Genomic DNA, 18,459 nt, shown 5'->3' with positions numbered 1-18,459 from the left:
AGATTTTTTAAATTGATTATTGACAGCCATTTTTTGATTAACGTTTCAGGAGGTTAACCACATATTTGTATTCATCCGGCCAAATTCCAGCATAAAAGCTGTTGATACTTTGGTTGGTAGTATACCCTACATTGGTGTCAAAAAATACTTCCGTCAAACAAGATGACGTAGAAATGCTCGCATTGGATTGAGCTATCTCGCGAAGGCGGGATAATATCCGAGCACGTAACATAAAAGACTGTGGATCACCCACGTTCAAGGCACCTGACTTATAGGATTGATAAGTCTGGAATTCCTGATCGATCGTGTTGATCGCACTAACCCGGTCTTTTAACGTTGGAAATGGCAAAGGGGCATTCGCCAAGTTCACTGTTTGACCTATTGAAGAAAATTGAAAAGCAAGGATAAATAAAAGAATAAAGCCTGCAGATCCAACTTTTTCCAAAAGTCTCAAATTCGTTCTTTTCATGAGAATTAGTTTTGGTTATTAAGTTAAAAAAATCTTTATCAAAAAAGTCTTGAAGCATACTACTATGCATCAAAACCCTTATGGTTTCAAATCAGCTCATCAGATTGCTCTCACAATCAAATGATCATTTAAATACAACAACATGATTTACCAATGCCATTTACAGCCTGATTAAAATCACATCATTAAATAAAGACTTATACTAGTGGGGATTGCTTCGTCCGTGTAGATTAAGTCTTGAGTTTGGTTTATTTATAATTCATCACAACCCACAACAGGGCAGTGAATGCACAAAGATAGAAATCGACACATAGCTAGCATTACCAATAAAATGGTAATTTTCATATTCGATTTATATTTAATACGTAAAATTTTAACTTACTTTTAAGAAACATTTAATATTCCGGCTCGTCTTCCAACAAATCGATAAAGATTTCAAGGTTAGTGCCTTCTGGGATTGCACTTGGAATTTTGGAAGAGATGTTGGCAATTTTTGATGGAATAAACACCATGGCTTTGCTTCCTTTTGGAATTTCCAATAACCCTTCTTCAATTCCTATATTTAAAGCAAAAGCTCCTACAATGATCTTTTCAGGGATTCCTCTTGAGTAAGATTCTTCAACGAGTCCCAATTTCGCATGATGAGCATAATAATGAAACCGAACCTTCTCCCCTAGTACGGGTTTTAAACCGTTTCCTGGTTTTAAAATTACCACCTTCACATTACTTTTTGTATAACTGGTATAGCCTAATTTGTTTCCTTCTTCGATGTCCTTTAAATAGAGACCAAAATTAGTTTCTACTGCCCTGCGGGTTCCTTCCCAAATCTCTTTATCTTTTTCAAGTTTTTCCAGTCGTTTCTTTTCAGCTTCTTCGACGACTTTTAATGGTTTAATATCCAATATCGAAAGCTTCCAAGTTATTTCTTTTGTTTTTAAACTGTCTTCTGGTTTATACATGCCGGTTTTGTCTATAATGATACTATCTCCTTTAGAAACATAATAAAATACCTCAGCAATCGGAAAAAACTTGTCAATGGGTACTTTTTTAGTTCCTACCAGCAAACTGTCCTTTGGTTCTAAGAGTTTTTTCATAGTTCGGCCTAAATCCTGAGATCGCCGTTCCAATACACCCCCTACATAGAGTTCTGCATTAAAAAATAAAACTTCACCTGGTTTTACCACAGGCGTTTTCTCATTTCGAGCCCAAAAAAAATGGTAGCCATGATCTGTTGTACCCTCTTTCAAATCGGAGTAGTCATTTTTGCAGGACTGACCTAGAGTCAAGGTCATGAACCCACCAAAAATCAAGTATAATAAATCCAATCTCATGTGTTTTCTTTACTTTAAAATATCCTTATTGTTGACCCAATAAATATGCTTTCAAATTTGAATTATTAAATCCTGCAAGCATTAGATCATATGGACCACTTTTGACAAATCGCAATTTGCGTAAGTCTTGGGTCAATTTTAAACCGGTTTGTTTTGATGGTACGTGTTTAAAATTTCCTTTAGCATCATTTAATAAAATGCCGCCAACACCAGCGTCGCTTCGGGTGGTTTCAATTTCCCGATTGTAATAATTTCCACCATAAATTATATCCTTGTAACCATCCTTATTTACATCGTACACTATAAAATCATAAATCGGGGCAATCTGATCCATATTATTAAAGGGTTTAAACGAAAACGCATTGCCTTCATTAATAAATATACCAGAATGGAATTCCGTAACATCCTTAATAATTGCACCTTCTTTCATGCCTTCTAAAATATCATCAATTGAATGCGATGCAAATTCATTGTAGGTTTTATATTTTTCTTTTATAAAAGGCATTTGCTCGCTACTACATTGTCTGCCTCGTACCGGATAATATTTTCCATCCCGATCATAAGAACCCAGGTAAATATCCCAGCTTCCATTATCATCAAAGTCCTTTAAAAAAACCTTAAATGGTTTTTCAATGCTTGCCTTAAATTTAGTATTCATTCCCAGGTTACCAGCTATTAAATCCTGATCACCATCGCCATCAACATCTTCTGATACAATTACATTCCACCAACCTCTTAAATTCTCCAATCCAAATTTAGAAGTTTCGTTTTTAAATTTTCCAGCTTCATTAACAAATATCATTGGACTCATCCATTCGCCTACAACTACTAAATCAAGATCCCGATCTTTATCCAAATCAACAAATGTCGCACTTGATATCATCCCAATTGCGGTTGACATTTCAGGACACGCCTCTTTCGTTCGATCAACAAATTTTCCTTTGTCATTAATCAATATAGCAGAACGTTCAGATTTTCCATAATATCCTGGAACCTGTCTTCCCCCAATAAACAAATCCTGATCACCATCTCCATCAATATCTGCTGCACGGACGACCCCTTTGCTAAATGTTAGTGCAGGAATCCGATTGGATCCATCGCTAAATTTACCCCCACCTTCATTTATATAAAGTCTGTCTTTATAAAGCGGTGAACCAACTGCAAATTCATTGGATCCACTTGCAACATATAAATCCATGTCCCGATCACTATCTGCATCAAAGAAAATTGCATCAATGTCTTCAGATGATTTATGGGCGTTCCAGGGATTTGAAGCAGATGGCAAAAATGTACCATCAACTTGCTGAATATACAATACACCACTTGTACCGGCACAACCCCCTATATAGATATCATCATTCCCGTCTCCTGTAACATCAGCTGTTGCTATACAAGGACCTAAGGTTGACATCTTGTGTGGAATTAATATTTCTGTTTTGTAATCGTCAAAATAATTTTCCTTCGTTTGGATATTTCCTATCAATTCTTGAGTAACATCTTTTGTAAATGCAATTCCAGTTAATTCAAACAATTGATTGCTTGCTACATCATTTGCATCCTTTTCTTTTAAAGTCAATGTCTGATTGCATTTTACATTTAATTTTCGTACAATTTTACCTGAAGGCCATCGTACTATTAATGAATCAACTTTACTTATTGAACCTAAGCCAAAATGTATAATGGGTTCTGAAGTTGACATATAACCGCGAGCATTGGATAATTCCAGCATTTGCATTTTTCCTTCATCATAATATATGGCAGCACGAGCGCCAAAAGAACGGTAATTTGATTCTGGACCTTCTAAATTCAATCGAAGGTAATTTGCTGCCTTTTTATCACTGGTTGTATTCTTGTACAAAAAAGCGTTATCACTTATATTGTTTACTATGAGATCCAAATCTCCATCATTATCTAAATCTGCATAGGAAGCTCCATTTGAAAAACTCTTCTGAGCCATACCCCAATCATCTATTACATTTTTAAATTTTAAATCACCTACATTGCGATACATGTAATTGATAATTTTTTCCGAAGGTGCTTTTTTAACTAATTCAAGCGTGCTTTTAATAGAATCAAAAGGCCTTTCAAACATTGCCTGATAATCCCGATTTCTAACATCTCTCATTAACCCATTGGTAATAAATAAATCCTTTGCTCCGTCATTATCATAATCTGCCAACAAAACGGACCAACTCCAATCTGTTTTTGAAATACCCGCTAATTGAGCGATTTCACTAAAAGAACCAATACCTTGATTTAGTTGGAGAGAATTAAACATATACTGATAATGAAAACCGAGCTCTACATTTTTCCAAAACTTAGGAATATCCATTCCAGCCATATTCGTTTTATTTCGAAACCGGTCTTCCGCAACCATATCTACTGAAAAAATATCTAATAATCCATCATCATTAAAATCTGCAACATCACAACCCATACTGAATAAAGAAAAATGGTTCATTGCCGATTTTGCTACATCTCTAAATGTTCCATTCTTTAAATTTAAAAACAAGAAATCAGGCTCTTTATAATCAACTGTAACATATAAATCCGGATACCCATCATTATTAACATCGCTGGCTACTGCACTAAGAGCATATCCTAATGTAAATACACCTGCCTCTTTAGTAACATCTGTAAAATGAAAATTATCATTTCTATACAACTTACATGAATGATTGGCTTCCCATAATTTTGAAGAAAGTCTTCTTAAAACAATGTTTGGTGGTTGATTCACTTGAAACATATCCAAATCACCGTCTAAATCATAGTCAAAAAAAGTTGCACTAATTGTATATGTAGTATCGCTTAATCCAAATTCACGAGCACGCTCTGAAAACGTGTTGTTTTTGTTATTTATATACAATTTATTTCTTCGCAATTCAGCTTCTTCCAATAAAAAGCAACTAATATAAATATCATCCCATCCATCACCATTTACATCTGCTACCGTAGCACCTGTGGTCCATTCAGGACCTCCTTCAATGCCGGCTTTTTTTGATATATCCTCAAATTTAAAATCTCCTTTATTTAAATATAACTTTTCAGGGCCTTGATTTGATACAAGTAAAACATCCATCAAGCCATCTTTATCGATATCAAGTACAGCACTTCCAGCTCCTTGATAGATTCCATCGTAATAGTAATAATTTAGCCGCTCTGTCTCTTGAATTGTATTTTCAAATTTAATACCTGTTTCTTTCGAATCCATTAATTTATAAACCGAACCTACTTCAACCGCGGAATCTTTTGATTTATTACAGCTAATAAATCCAATTACACTAAAAAAGAAAATTTGAAAATTTAATTTATTCATCTTTTGATCTTAAAACTTACAAAAATATATACTACCAAATCCATCCGGTATTAATAAAAAGTTAAAATGCGAAATTTGTTTAACCATTAATAAATGAAAATTTTATTTGCTTGCATCTTTTGATTATTGTTAGCAACTAACAATACAGGAGAATTACCAAGTAATATTAATCGCATTTCTCTTAAATCATTATTGAGAAGTAAGCCTGTCTTATTACTTGGAACGGATTCCAATTTCAAATTGCCTTTATTTAACAATATACCTCCAACACCTGCATCACTTCGTGTTGTCTCAACCTCTCGGTTGTGATAATTACCGCCATATATAATTTCAATGTTTTTATCTCGGTTTAAATCAAGTAAACCGAAACTATAAATTGGAGCAATCTGTGCATAATTTGGAAATGCTTGAAACTCAAAATGGTCTCCTTTATTTACAAATACACCGGATCGAAATTCGTATACTTTTTTAATAACTGCATCATCTAACTTTCCTTCCAAAACCTGGTCGATAGATGCTAATGCAAATTCATTATACGTCCTAAATTTATCTTTTATAAATGGCATTTGTTCAGATGAACATTGCCGACCTCTTACTGGATATACTTTGCCATCTTTGTCAAAACTTCCCAGATAGGTATCATGGGTTCCGTTCTTATCAAAGTCACCTAAATACACATGGAAGGGTTTTTCTAAGGATGCTTTAAATTTAGAATTCAAACCTAAATTACCTCCTAGCAAATCAATGTCGCCATCCTGATCGATATCCACATATGCCAATGTATTCCACCATCCCTCAGATTGATCTGTTTTCCAATCCTTTGATTTATTAGTTAATTTACCTCCATCATTTATTAAAATAGTAAGAGGCATCCATTCACCAACTATTGCTAAATCTAAATCTCTATCATTATCCAAATCCAACCACCAAGCATCCGTTACCATTCCAAATGAGCCAGCCAATTCGCTGCAAATTCGTTCTGTTTGGTCCTGAAAAACTCCTCTTTCATTAATTAAGATGTAACTTCTTGTTGATAATCCATACTTCATAGGAACTTGTCGCCCGCCAACAAATAAATCCAGGTCTCCATCTCCATCAAAATCGCCACTTTTAGCAACGGATTTACTATTGAGCATTGGCGGCAAATTTTTTGTTGCATCCTGATAGGCTCCTTTTCCATTATTTAAATACAAGTGATCCTGATAAAGCTGGGAATTTTCTTCAAATTCATTGCTGCCAGAAACCACATAAAGATCCTGATCCCCATCACCATCTGCATCAAAAAACAAGGCATCCAAATCTTCTTGTGCTTTATGCAAAGTCCAGGGTTCTTTTGAATTTAGGTCAAAAGCCTGCATGTCATTTTGCAAAAATAACTGACCACTTTTCCCTGCAGCGCCTCCTAAATAAAAATCATCCTTACCATCACCATTTACATCAGCAGTTGCCAAACAAGGTCCTAAAGTGGACATTTTATGAGGAATTAAAACTTCTTTTTGAAAATCATCGTATTCATTATCCTGATAGCTGATTCCTGGAACACATTGCTCTGTAATTTCCTCAGAAAATACATTTTTTGTAGAAAAATCCAATTGCTCAATTTTATTTTGATTTGCTTCAGTATATTTTATAACCATACGTTGATTTACATTTACATCTTTAAACTCTTGATGTGTTCCATCCGGCCATCTCAGTATAATGGAATCAATTTTAGAATCAGCGGCCAGACCAAAATGAAATAAAGGTTCAGAAGTTGACATATAACCTCGTACGTTGGTCATCTCCAACATTTGAAAATGATCCTTTATAAATAGTTTAACGCGGGCACCAAAACCATCTTTATTACCTGATGGCCCTTCCAATTTAATTTGAAAATAATTCTGCAATTTCAGATCTGATGTTTTATTGCGATATACAAAAGCAACATCATTCATATTGTTAACTATTAAATCCAAATCGCCGTCGTTATCTAGATCTGCACTTGATGCTCCCTGGGAAAATGACAATTGGTTTACATTCCAGGAATCAGTAACATTTTTAAATACTAGATCCCCGGTATTTGAATACATATAATTTTTAATCCGGTATGAAGGAGCCATATTGATCATTTCCATGACAGATCCTTTTTTTGCATTTTTCGGATTCATACTAGAAATATCTCCACCCAATTTTTCAAACCACTTTGTATTAAAATCTTTATTTCGAACGTCCCTTAAAAGTCCATTTGTTATAAATGCATCCTTAGTTCCATCATTATTAAAATCAGTTAGTAAGGTTGTCCAACTCCAGTCTGTATTTGAAATACCAGACATCAATGCAATTTCACTAAATAAGCCATTGCCTTGATTTAATTGGAATGAATTATACATGTATTGATACTGATAACCATGTTTAACAAGATCCCAGAATTTTTTAGGATTCATTCCACTCATATTGGTCTTATTCCGATAATGGTCTTCTGCAACCATATCCACAACAATCAAATCCAACCATCCGTCATTATTCATATCTGCAATATCACCTCCCATACTAAAGGTACTCATGTGTTTTAGGCTGATACTTGTGATATCTTTAAAAGTACCATCTTGATTATTTAGAAATAAAATATCAGGATGATCAAAATCATTTGCCACATAAATATCCGGATAGCCATCATTTGATACATCTCCAATCATCACACTTAGTCCATAATCATAATTTGTTACATCTGCTTTCTTAGTGATATCAATAAAACGGCCATTAACATTTTCAAAAAGATGGTCTGTATATTGAAAATCTACTTTACCCGTCATTTCAAATTTATACTTCCGGCTATTTGGAGGTTGATTGACCACATATAAATCCAAATCCCCATCTAAATCAAAATCAAAAAAACTTGCGTGTGCTGTATAGCCAGCATCATCAATTCCATATTCTTTTGCTCGCTCTGTAAACGTGTTGTCTTTATTGTTGATATACAATCGATTCGTTCGGTATTCCTTTATATCCGATAATCGGCATGAAATGTAGATATCCTGGAACCCATCCCCATTGACATCGGCTACGGTTACTCCGTTAGACCATTCCATTCCACCTTCAATACCTGCTTTCTTTGAGATGTCTTCAAACTGAAAATTTCCTTTGTTTAAATATAATTTTTCAGGACCCTGATTTGATACAAAAAATAAATCCTGCAAGCCATCATTATTGACATCAATAATGCCGGTGCCTGCCCCTTCATAGAATTCATCGTAATAAAAATAATTAAAACTATCGTATTCTACAATATCATTCCTAAACAAAACGCCCGTTTTTGAAGAATCCATTAGTTCGAAAACTACTTGATCAGTTTTTTGATCTGCCTGAGTATTCTTTGTTGTGCAATCAGTCAGTAAAAACGATAGCCCAATTCCAATAATCAATTGAAACGATCTTTTATAAAAATTTAAAACAGTATCGTACGTCCACTTAAGCATATTAAAATCCATGTTTATTTCAGTTGAATTCAATTTATTTTGAATTCTCATTGTTTGAATTATTTTTTAACAATAAATCCAGTTTATTAATGACATGCCGGCCTATATTTCGTCCTTGAATCAATCCTTCGTTGATACCAAACTCATAATGAATGCCTCCATAAAAACGACTTCTGGAAGCTTCTTGCGCAGCATTTGAAATAGAATTAAAAGATCTTACATCAAATCCCCAACGAACAATGGTTGAATCCTCAAATGGTTTGTCACCAAAAAAATGAATTAATATTTCTGAAGCAGCTCCTGAAATTACACTGTGACCACTGGTATATTCAGGAAACGGAGGAGTTTGAATGAATGGAGTCCATTTTGGATCAATGTATCGATTGATGTAAGTAATTGGACGTATGAGTTGGCAAGTATATTTTACATTCCAACAACTTATAATGCCATCAAATATACCCAGACAAACGTGTGCATAAATTTTTGAGGATTCGTGCAGATTTAAATTATTTTTTTTGCAAAACTCTTTGGTAATGTTTAACCAATGACCCGGTGGATTGATCCGATGCGTAAAATAGGTATTGTGCCCAGTAGTAAAATATTCATTTGGATTGTCATCCCAGTATTTTGCTAATAATTGAAATTCTTTATTTTTTAAATTATTGGTATCGTACACTGCTTTAGCATATTTATAAAAGAGTGAATTTTTATCTTTATTAAATGTTGGCGGTGCTGGTGGAAAAAATTGATTAATAGAATCTAATAAAATATATCGCAAGGATTTCCAATTGGGCTCAAGTGCTTTATCATAATTTGGAGGTGTGATGGTCCAGGTACTGTCTGAAATTGGGATTGTATATTGTGCAGCAGATTTAACGAAGGCATAATTATCTTTTGAAATCCAGGCTTTTACTTGTTTTGCAATAAACTCAGCATACTGTTCTGATTTTTGTCGAATTTCTATTGGCACATTCTTGATTTTTAGATCAAATCTGGCCGATACTGAATCCATCAAGTATTCACTAAAAACCATCCCCTTTGCAACAATGCAAAAACTTTTTAGGGCAGCCAAAGGATATGAAATTCCTGATGTATCAAAATCAGGTTTTGGATTCCATTCCTTTGAAATATACTTCATAAAAGAACGCCCAGAACCATTTTCCATTACTTCATAACATGTGATATAAGGATAAACAAATACACGACTAGCTACAGGAGGAGAATAGATATCCTCCATGGTTATATCCAATAATTTATCTGTACAATAATGAATAAAAGTTTCATCAATTGTAGCAGATTGCTCTTTGTGAGTGCAAGCTCCAAGTGCAGTTATTAAAATAATAAATAATAATTTATTCATCCCATTAATTATTTCTGATTTTTAATAACTTGGTTTTACCATTGTTTTCAGTAACCAATATGCTATTTGAATCTGCTACTTTAATAAATTTCATTCTGCGTAAATTTCCCGGAACATAAAAACCAGTATTCGAAACTGGCATCGGTTGAAAAGAAGCAACTGATTCCTGGTTCTTTTGAAGTAATAGGCAGCCAACAGAAGCATCATAACGCCCAAAATCAACGTCCGTATCATAAAAATTACCGCAAGTGAGCAGGTCCTTTTTTCCATCTTTGTCAACATCCCGGATAATAATTCCTTTGACCATAGAAACCTGAGCTTCCGCTGGCAATAATTGCTTTTTAAATTTACCTGATTCATTCCAAAAAATGCAACTCGACATTTCATAGGCCTTTAAGTGATAGGCTTTTTGCAATTTATCTTCTGCAATAACTTTATTCATTGGTGTGATTCCATAACTGGCATATCTCAAATATTTTTTACGAAGCGAGGTCATTTGTTCAAGCAAACGATCTCTGGAAACCACAGGATAAGAAGTTCCTAAAACATAGGTACTTAAAATAGCATCCATGGTTTTGCTGTTATCAAAATCAGCCGCAAATACTTCGACCGGTTCAGAATCAGTTGCTTTAAATTTTGAATTGCGTCCTAAATTACCCGCAACCAAATCAAGATCACCATCTCCATCTAAATCATCAACCTGCAAACTTTGCCACCATCCTTCCGTTCCATTTAAATTGAACTCTTTTGTTTTGTTTTCAAATCCAGTTCCTGTATTGATCCAAACTGTTATTGGCATCCATTCTCCACAAACGACCAAATCCAATTTTCCATCGCCGTTCAGGTCACAGGTAACGGCATCCTTAATGATGCCAAATAAAGTATCTTTATTAAACCAGGATTTTGTTTCATTAGTAAAACTTCCTCCTTTATTAATTAATAAAAAGGATTGTTCAGCAAAAGGATATGCTGCAGGTGATACGCTTCCTCCAACAAATAAATCTTGTTTACCGTCTCCATTTGCGTCAAAAGCGATTACGATAGATCCATTCTGAAATTCTTGTGGGATGAGTCCATCTGATTTGGAAAAATTGCCTTTGCCATCATTTAAATACAAACGATCCTGATACATTTTATTTCCTTTGTCCCACAAATAGCCACCACTGACCACATACAAATCCAAATCCTGGTCCTGATCTATATCAATAAATGCAGCAGATACATCTTCATAACTTGAATCGGTTTTGAATGCAGTTTGGGTGGATAATTTAAATGAACCTTCCTTTTGAAAATACATGACACTTTCCTGTCCTACAGCTCCTCCTAAAAAAACATCATCAGTACCATCCTTATTTACATCAGCAATAGCCAGAGCCGGACCCTCCGTTGAATTTTTTAAATGGATGATTGGCTCTCTCTTAAAATCTGTAAAGTAGTCTTCACGATGGACAAAATTGATACCTGCATCGTATGCTTCAATAAACCGAGCCGTTTGGTCTTGTTTGTTTTTTGAATCCTGGATAACCGTTCCATCTTTACTATCTAATGTATTGATTGCGTTTATTTGGATTGTATTGTAACGTTTCTTTATTCCGTCTGGCCAATGTACTTCTACAAAATCAACTTTTGCGATGTCCTTTAAGCCAAAGTGTATTATCGGGTCAACAGATGACATAAATCCGCGAACTGGATTAACATATCTAAATTGTTGTTTTCCACCAGCTGACTGCAACATCACTTTTGCACCTATTCCCCCTGTATTTTTTCCTGATCCTTTTAATTTGATTTTCAAAAAATTATGCTTGAATTTTTGAGCGGCTTTATTTTCCAATACAAAAGCATGATCATTAATATTATTTGTGACAATATCCAAGTCACCATCATTATCAAGATCGACATAAGCTGCTCCATTAGAGTAGGAATCCGGACCGGCATTCCATTCATCACTAACCTTTGAAAAATTCAAATTACCATTGTTCTTGTAAAAGTAATTTTGGATTTTTCCTTCAGGACAGACTTTTTTCCATTCCGGAAATGAAATTGCACCGCGACCACCTGTTGCTTTCATCAATGAATCGAGTGTGAATTTCTTATAATCCATATTGGTTACATACCTGCGATACCCATTGGTAATGTAAAGATCTTCAAACCCATCGTTGTCATAATCTGCAGCAATGGGAGCCCATGACCAGTCCGTATGTTCAACATTCAACAAAAAAGAAATATCACTATATGACTTGTTTCCATTATTTAAATGGATACAATTTTTTGAAAATTGCGCTTGTAAATCATACTTTACCATTTTATAGAAACGATCATAGTTCTGATCGTCCATTAAGGTTTTCTGGCGCAAATTATCCTCTGGCTTCATGTCGACGGTCATCAAATCAAAATTGCCATCGTTATTTAAATCAAAAATTTCTGAACCCATCGATGAGTGTGATTGATGGCTGAAATATTTTTCAAATGATTTTGTGAAGGTGTGATTTTTATTATTGATAAATAAGACATCCGGTTGAAGGTAATCATTGCATACATACAAATCCGGATAACCATCTTGATTTGCATCCAGAACACATAGACTTAAACCAAACGCTACATGCCCAATCCCGGCTTTTAAAGAAATGTCCTTAAAATTGCCATTGCCTAAGTTTTCATAAAGTCGATTACTAATATAGGTTCGACTTGTATCTTCTGGTAAATAATACCTGCCTTTTTCATCTTGATAAATATAAATATTATTGATATCCTGCCAACTCACTGGATGGTTTACCATAAATACATCCAGATCATTGTCCAGATCCATATCAAAGAAATAAGTTTGCGTACAAAAACTCTGATCATTCAGATGGTATTCCGGGGCGCGATTCGTAAAAGTTAAATTACCGTTATTGATGTAAGCAATATTTTCTCTATAAATGGGGTCAAATAAACCACTCTTACTTACAAAAATATCTAATAGGCCATCCCCATTTAAATCAACCATAGAAATACCGGTTTTAATACCAAGCCCACCGTCAACACCAGCCTCTTGGGTAATGTCTTTAAATTTAAAATTGCCCAGATTCAAATACAGTTTACAAAAACCCATAGTCGAACTAAAATACAGATCGGCAAGGCCATCTTGATTGATATCTCCAACGGCTACTCCACCTCCATTGTAGAAATACTCATAATTAAACATATTAATTTCATTTCCATCTTCCACATAATTGATGAAATTGATATTGGTTTGCGAGGAATCTCGAAACACAAACAATGGATCTGAAGTAACTTTTTTAAATTCAGATGATTTAGAACAGCTGAGATGGAAAGAACAAACAATTAATAATAGCAAGTAGCTTCCATAGCTTTTGAAATCATTGAATATAATGGGAAGATTTAGCATTAGGAATAGGTTCAATTCAGATTTATGAGATCCAGGTTAATTAATTTAATAAATTCATTATCTGGAACATGCATTTAAATAATTATTCAGAATCCCCTAATTCATGCGGCATCTATTATTTAAATCCTGTATTTAAACAGATATGATGAATTTATTTAATATCAGGTTTAAAAAACAAAAGCCTACCTTAAGGCAAGCTTTTTATGGAGATGCAAAATTATTTATAAAATCTGAAATTCCTTACTTCTTTTCTTCCATTGTTGGAACTGCTTCTGGTTCTGATTTACTCATACCTTCATCCATTTTGGGAGCTTTAGGCTTGGCCCTGTACAATTCGAAGGCAAGTGTAAGTTCATGAGACCCATTATTAAAGTTTTGAAATTCCAAATAGGACTGATCGTAGGAGTACATGAAACTAAACCGGTCGATTTTTACCCCACCAAGGAGTGAAATCCGATGCCAGGATGGATTATAACTATAGGTAAAACCAGCGAACAATCTGTCGTCCAGCATTTTAGCTAATACATTTAAATCCGTACCAAAGGGTACATCCGAAATTTTCCGCAATCCTATTGATGGCTCAATAACCATACGATATTCAGGCAATCTCCAAATTGCACCTAAGAAACCAGTAAAACTCACCGGTTTATCCTCTTTTGGACCTGTGGTTGTTTTATTAGAATTGTCCAATCGCGTTTCCACCAAGTGAGGAATGCTGATTCCGATGCGGAATTTATCCTGGATTTCAGCATAGAATCCAAAATCTGCACCAAAATACTTCTCGCCATTGACGGCACTGTTGATATATGGATCCGGACTTTCATGCAAAGGATCTGTAATCGCCTCATTATCTAGGTTATATTGGATATATGCCCCGGAAAGTCCGAAAGACATCCGCATATTATCGCTAGGGCGAAAATTGTAAGCGTAATTTATCTGACCTTGAAATCGATTGGCAACTCCATAATTTTCAGAATAAATCATGGCTCCAAGTCCCATATTGTTCGCCGGACTGGCATCTATTCCTAAGGTTAGGCCTTTAGGTGCACCATCAAAACCAGCCCATTGATTTCTAAAATTAAAAAGCAAGTTGGACGTACCATTAAACCCTGTATTTGCCGGATTAACCAAAAAAAGATTTGCATAATAATGGTTATAAACCGCTTGCGTTTTCAAGGCTTTTGCATAATCCTGAGCATTCAGACTACCAAATGCAAGAATCATAATTACAAGACTTAATATATTATATTTTTTCATAATATTTACTTTGTATGCGTTAAACATTAACGTACGATGGTTACGGTGCCTTTAAAATAAGCATCATTTTTACCCGGTTCTTTGACTTTTAGTACCCACATATAGGTTCCTTCTGTCAAATCGTCTCCTTCTTCGTCTTTTCCATTCCAATCATTTACATAATTAATTTTTGTGTAAACCTGATTGCCCCAACGATCAAAGATGGTTAAAACATTATTATTCAAACTTGCACAGGTAATTTCAAGCACTTCATTGTATCCATCCCCATTGGGTGAAATCGCCAAACGGCCTTTATAACAATCTTCAGGTTCATTTCCAACGCAGACAGTAAAGGTTTCAGTTGCTGTACAATTATTTACATCCGTAATTGTAAGCGTACATTCCCCAGCGGATAAATCATTTGCTCTAACTAAAGTGCTACCGCTACACCATGAATACGATATAGGTTGTGAAGCACCTGTTACAATGGCTTCATAGACTCCATCAGACGCTGTATTGGTGGAGGCACAACTGATGCGTTTTGCAGTCAGACTGATGGAAGGTGCATCTTGTACAGTTATATTATTTGAAACTTTTGAATTGCCTGCCTCATCGGTTACTGTAACTGAATAGGATCCAGGACAAAGTCCAGTTGCTACATTAGAATTTAAATTTGCATCATGTGACCATTTATAGCGATAGGTATGAGGCCTTGGATCTGAATGGGTAACGGTTACTACTAATTTTCCATCGCATCGTCCTTTACAACTGATGGCTTGACCATTTGCTTTGGCTTCAATTTTTAGATCGACTGTAATGGTGGGTGGTGTTGAGTTTTCTGCACTGACAAAGTATTTGACACATTGAACACAGTCGTTTTTGTCAGTGACACAAAGTGTGAACGTGTCTGAAGGCACGTTTATCAAATCCTCAACATTACTCACAACATCACCTGCAGAATTTTTCCATTGATAGGTTTTATAAGGAAGTGTTCCTCCTTTAATTGTTACAAAAATACCTCCATTGGTGCCATTGGATTTTCTAATACTATCTAAAGTAATATCTATTTTATCTGGCTCATTAATTGTTTTATAGGTTTCTACGAGGGTTGCTCCTGAAGCATCCGTAATCGTTACTGTAACGTCGCCTTTGCAAATTGAATCTGCTGTTGCTGTTTTGTCGCCATTACTCCATAAATAGGTGTAAGGAATTTTACCACCACCAATGGATACAGTAACTTTTCCGCGGCAATCCCCAAAACATTTATTGGAATCTAAAAGTGTAAACCGATCAAGAAACAAGGGTGCCGGATTAATAACAAACGTGTCATTCTTCACGCAACCTTTAGAATCTGTAATCATCACCGTGTAGGTTCCTGCAGATCGGTTTGAAATATCCTCATTGGAGGAAATTTTGGTTCCGGATTGATTAAACCACATGACGGAGTATTGAGGCGTTCCTCCACTAATAGTGATGTCAATTTTACCACTGCTTGTGCTTGAAACGTGGGTGATTGTTGCCGAACATGCTAATATTTCCGGACTTGTAATCTCATATTCAGGTGTAGAAGTGGTGTAGTTGTTATCCCCTCTATCAATTACAAAAAGTTTATATTTTCCTGCACACAGGTCAGTAGGAGTTAATATGGTTGAAACAACTACTCCGGAAGGTTGCAGTCTCCATTCATATTCAAAAGGTCCTTTACCATCTTTTAAAGAAAGTCCGGTAACTGAACCATTACAATCGTCAAAACATTTTACTGGAACTGTAGATCCTCCACCGACTATGGTTACGTGAGTCACAACCGTTCTACCAGCAACTGTCCAATCCGGTTCGCCTTTTGTAACTCCAAAATTATTGCTATTGCAGTCTGAAAATTCAAGTGGACTCCCTAAAAGATCTGTAAAAAGTAGTTTTGTATCAAAAGGGTGCGTTGCGGCAATTGATTCAAAGCAAACAGAAAATAATATGCCACCATTTGGAAGGTCAACAGGTCCCGACTGTGCATCCCAGGTAACCCGAATTGAATCTTTAACAATATTAAAATTGTTTCCTCCCAAGCTTAATGGGGCTGTTCCAATTCCAGAAATCTTGTTGAATTTCAATTTGGTATTATCAAACTTTATACTGAACTGAAAACTTTGAACACATTTAAATCCATCTACGCGAATTGGAATGCAGAATTCTCCACCTTCTTCTACCGTGGTATCTCGTACATATAAATTAATATTTGCAGCTGGAGGACTGGTGATGCTGAGTTTACCGGTAGTAAATTTTGGTGGAACCACATTCCCATTACCGTCAGTAACTTCGACGAGAACCGGTGTTCCATCAAAAGTAATATTGGTACTGGTTCCCGGAGCCCCTACTGGCTTAAGACAAACTTCAAACAGGGTCACTCCATCGGCAAACGTCACCGGATTGGCTCCTGCATCCCAATTGATTCCTACACCCGAGCGATCGGGTAAGGCTGCATAATTCTGACCCCATGAGAGGGTCATTGCCCCTGAATTTAAGGTATCAAAGGTTGCAATAGCTTTGTCCCAATGCATTGTGAATTGGGCAGTTTGTATATTTTTAAAATTTTTAGCTGTCACTTTTATGCACTTTACAATCCCCTGAGGGGTCGTTTCTGTAGAAGCGATGATTTGCAATCCAGATGTATCTGGCGGTGGACCACCCCCCTGACAACCCGCTCCATTAATTTTTACTTTTCCATCAGGAGCCGTCAAGGTGAGATTGTTAAAATTTCCATCCAATACTTCAATTGAAGTAGGCTTATTTGCTAATTTTATAAAGGATGAATCACATTCTTTGCCAATCAATTTAAATTTAATAGTAAAGAGCAAGGTTCCATTTGCCAGGGATTTACCAACCCCGCCCGGGGCATCCCAGGTAAAGCCCAATTGACCATTCTTAACGGAAGCACTTCCTACATGAGAAGCAAAATTCACGTCATAATTGGCTGTTTTCGTAATATCGACAAAAGCCAGTACCAGCGAATCATAATTCAAGGAATACTGCGTAGCCACTACATTATTGAAACCTGTAGTAGTAACCGCTACGGATACGGTGTCATTTTTATTACCTGAAACACTGGCAATTTGAAAATTCACCTGTGCTTGCGCGAGTAGCACCGTACAGAAGATGAAAGAAGAAATTATGTATTTTTTCATAGTTTACTGGATTTGGGCAGAAATTGGATTCCAAACCGGGAACAAATTTAGTATGTGTTTAATAATCTTTTTAATGAATATTATCAATTTTCATAATACAATACCCCATTTTCAGGAGATTTTAAGTTTTACCCGGAATTTTATTCCCGGATGCAATAGGTTTTGAGTGGCTTTGATTGAAAACTATTGAAATTTGTGGGTCTTCTATGCAAATATACAATTATTTATGCGATTTACAGCAATAATTCGGCCAAAAAATGGGTGCCTATTTTCAGGCTTTTTCTCGAGTGGCGCGGCGATCCTGTCTCTTGATAGGCTGTTTCTCAAATTTTAATAAGGTTTTAAGAGGTTTTTAGTCTTTTGTCTCTCCTGGAACCTAAGCTTAAGGACACTTCTTTAACATGCTTTAAAAAATTTGGGTCGCAACGACAAGTTGCCGGCGGCGTCCCCGCCGAGGCTGAAGGGGGAATCAACGGGTAATGAAAATTAAAAAGCAACTTCGTTTAATAACTTTTATATAATGTAAAATTCTGCATCACTCTAACCTCGGCGGGGACGCCTTCGGTAACTGCTATAGTTCTACATCCCTCTAACCTCGGCGGGGACGCCTTAGGTAACTGCTATAGTTCTACATCCCTTTAACCTCGGCGGGGTCGCCTGCCCGACCTTACTAAATTTGTTGTTGAATTTTGGCAGGCGGGCCTTCGGTAACTGCTTTTTTAAAAAAA

Annotated in this window: 8 protein-coding genes; all 8 read right to left on the bottom strand. The window is 35.7% G+C overall.

What is annotated here, in order from left to right; genetic code table 11:
- Positions 1–37 precede the first annotated feature (37 nt).
- The 8 genes from IPK91_14755 to IPK91_14720 all read right to left on the bottom strand — a co-directional run bounded on the left by IPK91_14755 (position 38) and on the right by IPK91_14720 (position 17,731).
- On the bottom strand, positions 38–469 hold the full coding sequence (locus tag IPK91_14755) for a hypothetical protein (GenBank protein MBK8298508.1): 432 nt from the start codon (positions 467–469) through the stop codon (positions 38–40).
- 395 nt (positions 470–864) lie between these two features.
- A complete protein-coding gene (locus tag IPK91_14750) occupies positions 865–1,800 on the bottom strand; it encodes an FKBP-type peptidyl-prolyl cis-trans isomerase (protein MBK8298507.1) in 936 nt (311 codons plus the stop codon).
- Between the two features lie 25 nt (positions 1,801–1,825).
- Complete coding sequence (locus tag IPK91_14745; GenBank protein ID MBK8298506.1) at positions 1,826–5,116, bottom strand: VCBS repeat-containing protein; 3,291 nt, start codon at positions 5,114–5,116, stop codon at positions 1,826–1,828.
- A gap of 86 nt (positions 5,117–5,202) precedes the next feature.
- On the bottom strand, positions 5,203–8,622 hold the full coding sequence (locus tag IPK91_14740) for a VCBS repeat-containing protein (GenBank protein MBK8298505.1): 3,420 nt from the start codon (positions 8,620–8,622) through the stop codon (positions 5,203–5,205).
- Complete coding sequence (locus IPK91_14735; GenBank protein ID MBK8298504.1) at positions 8,606–9,931, bottom strand: vanadium-dependent haloperoxidase; 1,326 nt, start codon at positions 9,929–9,931, stop codon at positions 8,606–8,608. Before IPK91_14735 ends, IPK91_14740 begins: the two co-directional genes overlap by 17 nt.
- A gap of 4 nt (positions 9,932–9,935) precedes the next feature.
- Entirely contained in the window at positions 9,936–13,268 is a 3,333-nt protein-coding gene (locus tag IPK91_14730; GenBank protein MBK8298503.1) for a VCBS repeat-containing protein, read from the bottom strand.
- 291 nt (positions 13,269–13,559) lie between these two features.
- Positions 13,560–14,576: a PorP/SprF family type IX secretion system membrane protein gene (locus IPK91_14725; GenBank protein MBK8298502.1), complete on the bottom strand. Its 1,017-nt coding sequence runs from the start codon at positions 14,574–14,576 to the stop codon at positions 13,560–13,562.
- A 26-nt stretch (positions 14,577–14,602) separates the two neighbouring features.
- Entirely contained in the window at positions 14,603–17,731 is a 3,129-nt protein-coding gene (locus tag IPK91_14720; GenBank protein MBK8298501.1) for a gliding motility-associated C-terminal domain-containing protein, read from the bottom strand.
- Between the last annotated feature and the right edge of the window lie 728 nt (positions 17,732–18,459).

Source organism: Saprospiraceae bacterium (assembly GCA_016712145.1).
Classification (GTDB): domain Bacteria; phylum Bacteroidota; class Bacteroidia; order Chitinophagales; family Saprospiraceae; genus Vicinibacter.
The sequence above is the reverse complement of the archived record's forward strand: the minus strand, read 5'-3'. Positions and strand labels throughout refer to the sequence as shown.

What these genes read in the sequence shown, in the direction of transcription:
- IPK91_14755 (MBK8298508.1), bottom strand. Translation starts at nt 469, where the DNA reads ATGAAAAGAACGAATTTGAGACTTTTGGAAAAAGTTGGATCTGCAGGC.
- IPK91_14750 (MBK8298507.1), bottom strand. Translation starts at nt 1,800, where the DNA reads ATGAGATTGGATTTATTATACTTGATTTTTGGTGGGTTCATGACCTTG.
- IPK91_14745 (MBK8298506.1), bottom strand. Translation starts at nt 5,116, where the DNA reads ATGAATAAATTAAATTTTCAAATTTTCTTTTTTAGTGTAATTGGATTT.
- IPK91_14740 (MBK8298505.1), bottom strand. Translation starts at nt 8,622, where the DNA reads ATGAGAATTCAAAATAAATTGAATTCAACTGAAATAAACATGGATTTT.
- IPK91_14735 (MBK8298504.1), bottom strand. Translation starts at nt 9,931, where the DNA reads ATGAATAAATTATTATTTATTATTTTAATAACTGCACTTGGAGCTTGC.
- IPK91_14725 (MBK8298502.1), bottom strand. Translation starts at nt 14,576, where the DNA reads ATGAAAAAATATAATATATTAAGTCTTGTAATTATGATTCTTGCATTT.
- IPK91_14720 (MBK8298501.1), bottom strand. Translation starts at nt 17,731, where the DNA reads ATGAAAAAATACATAATTTCTTCTTTCATCTTCTGTACGGTGCTACTC.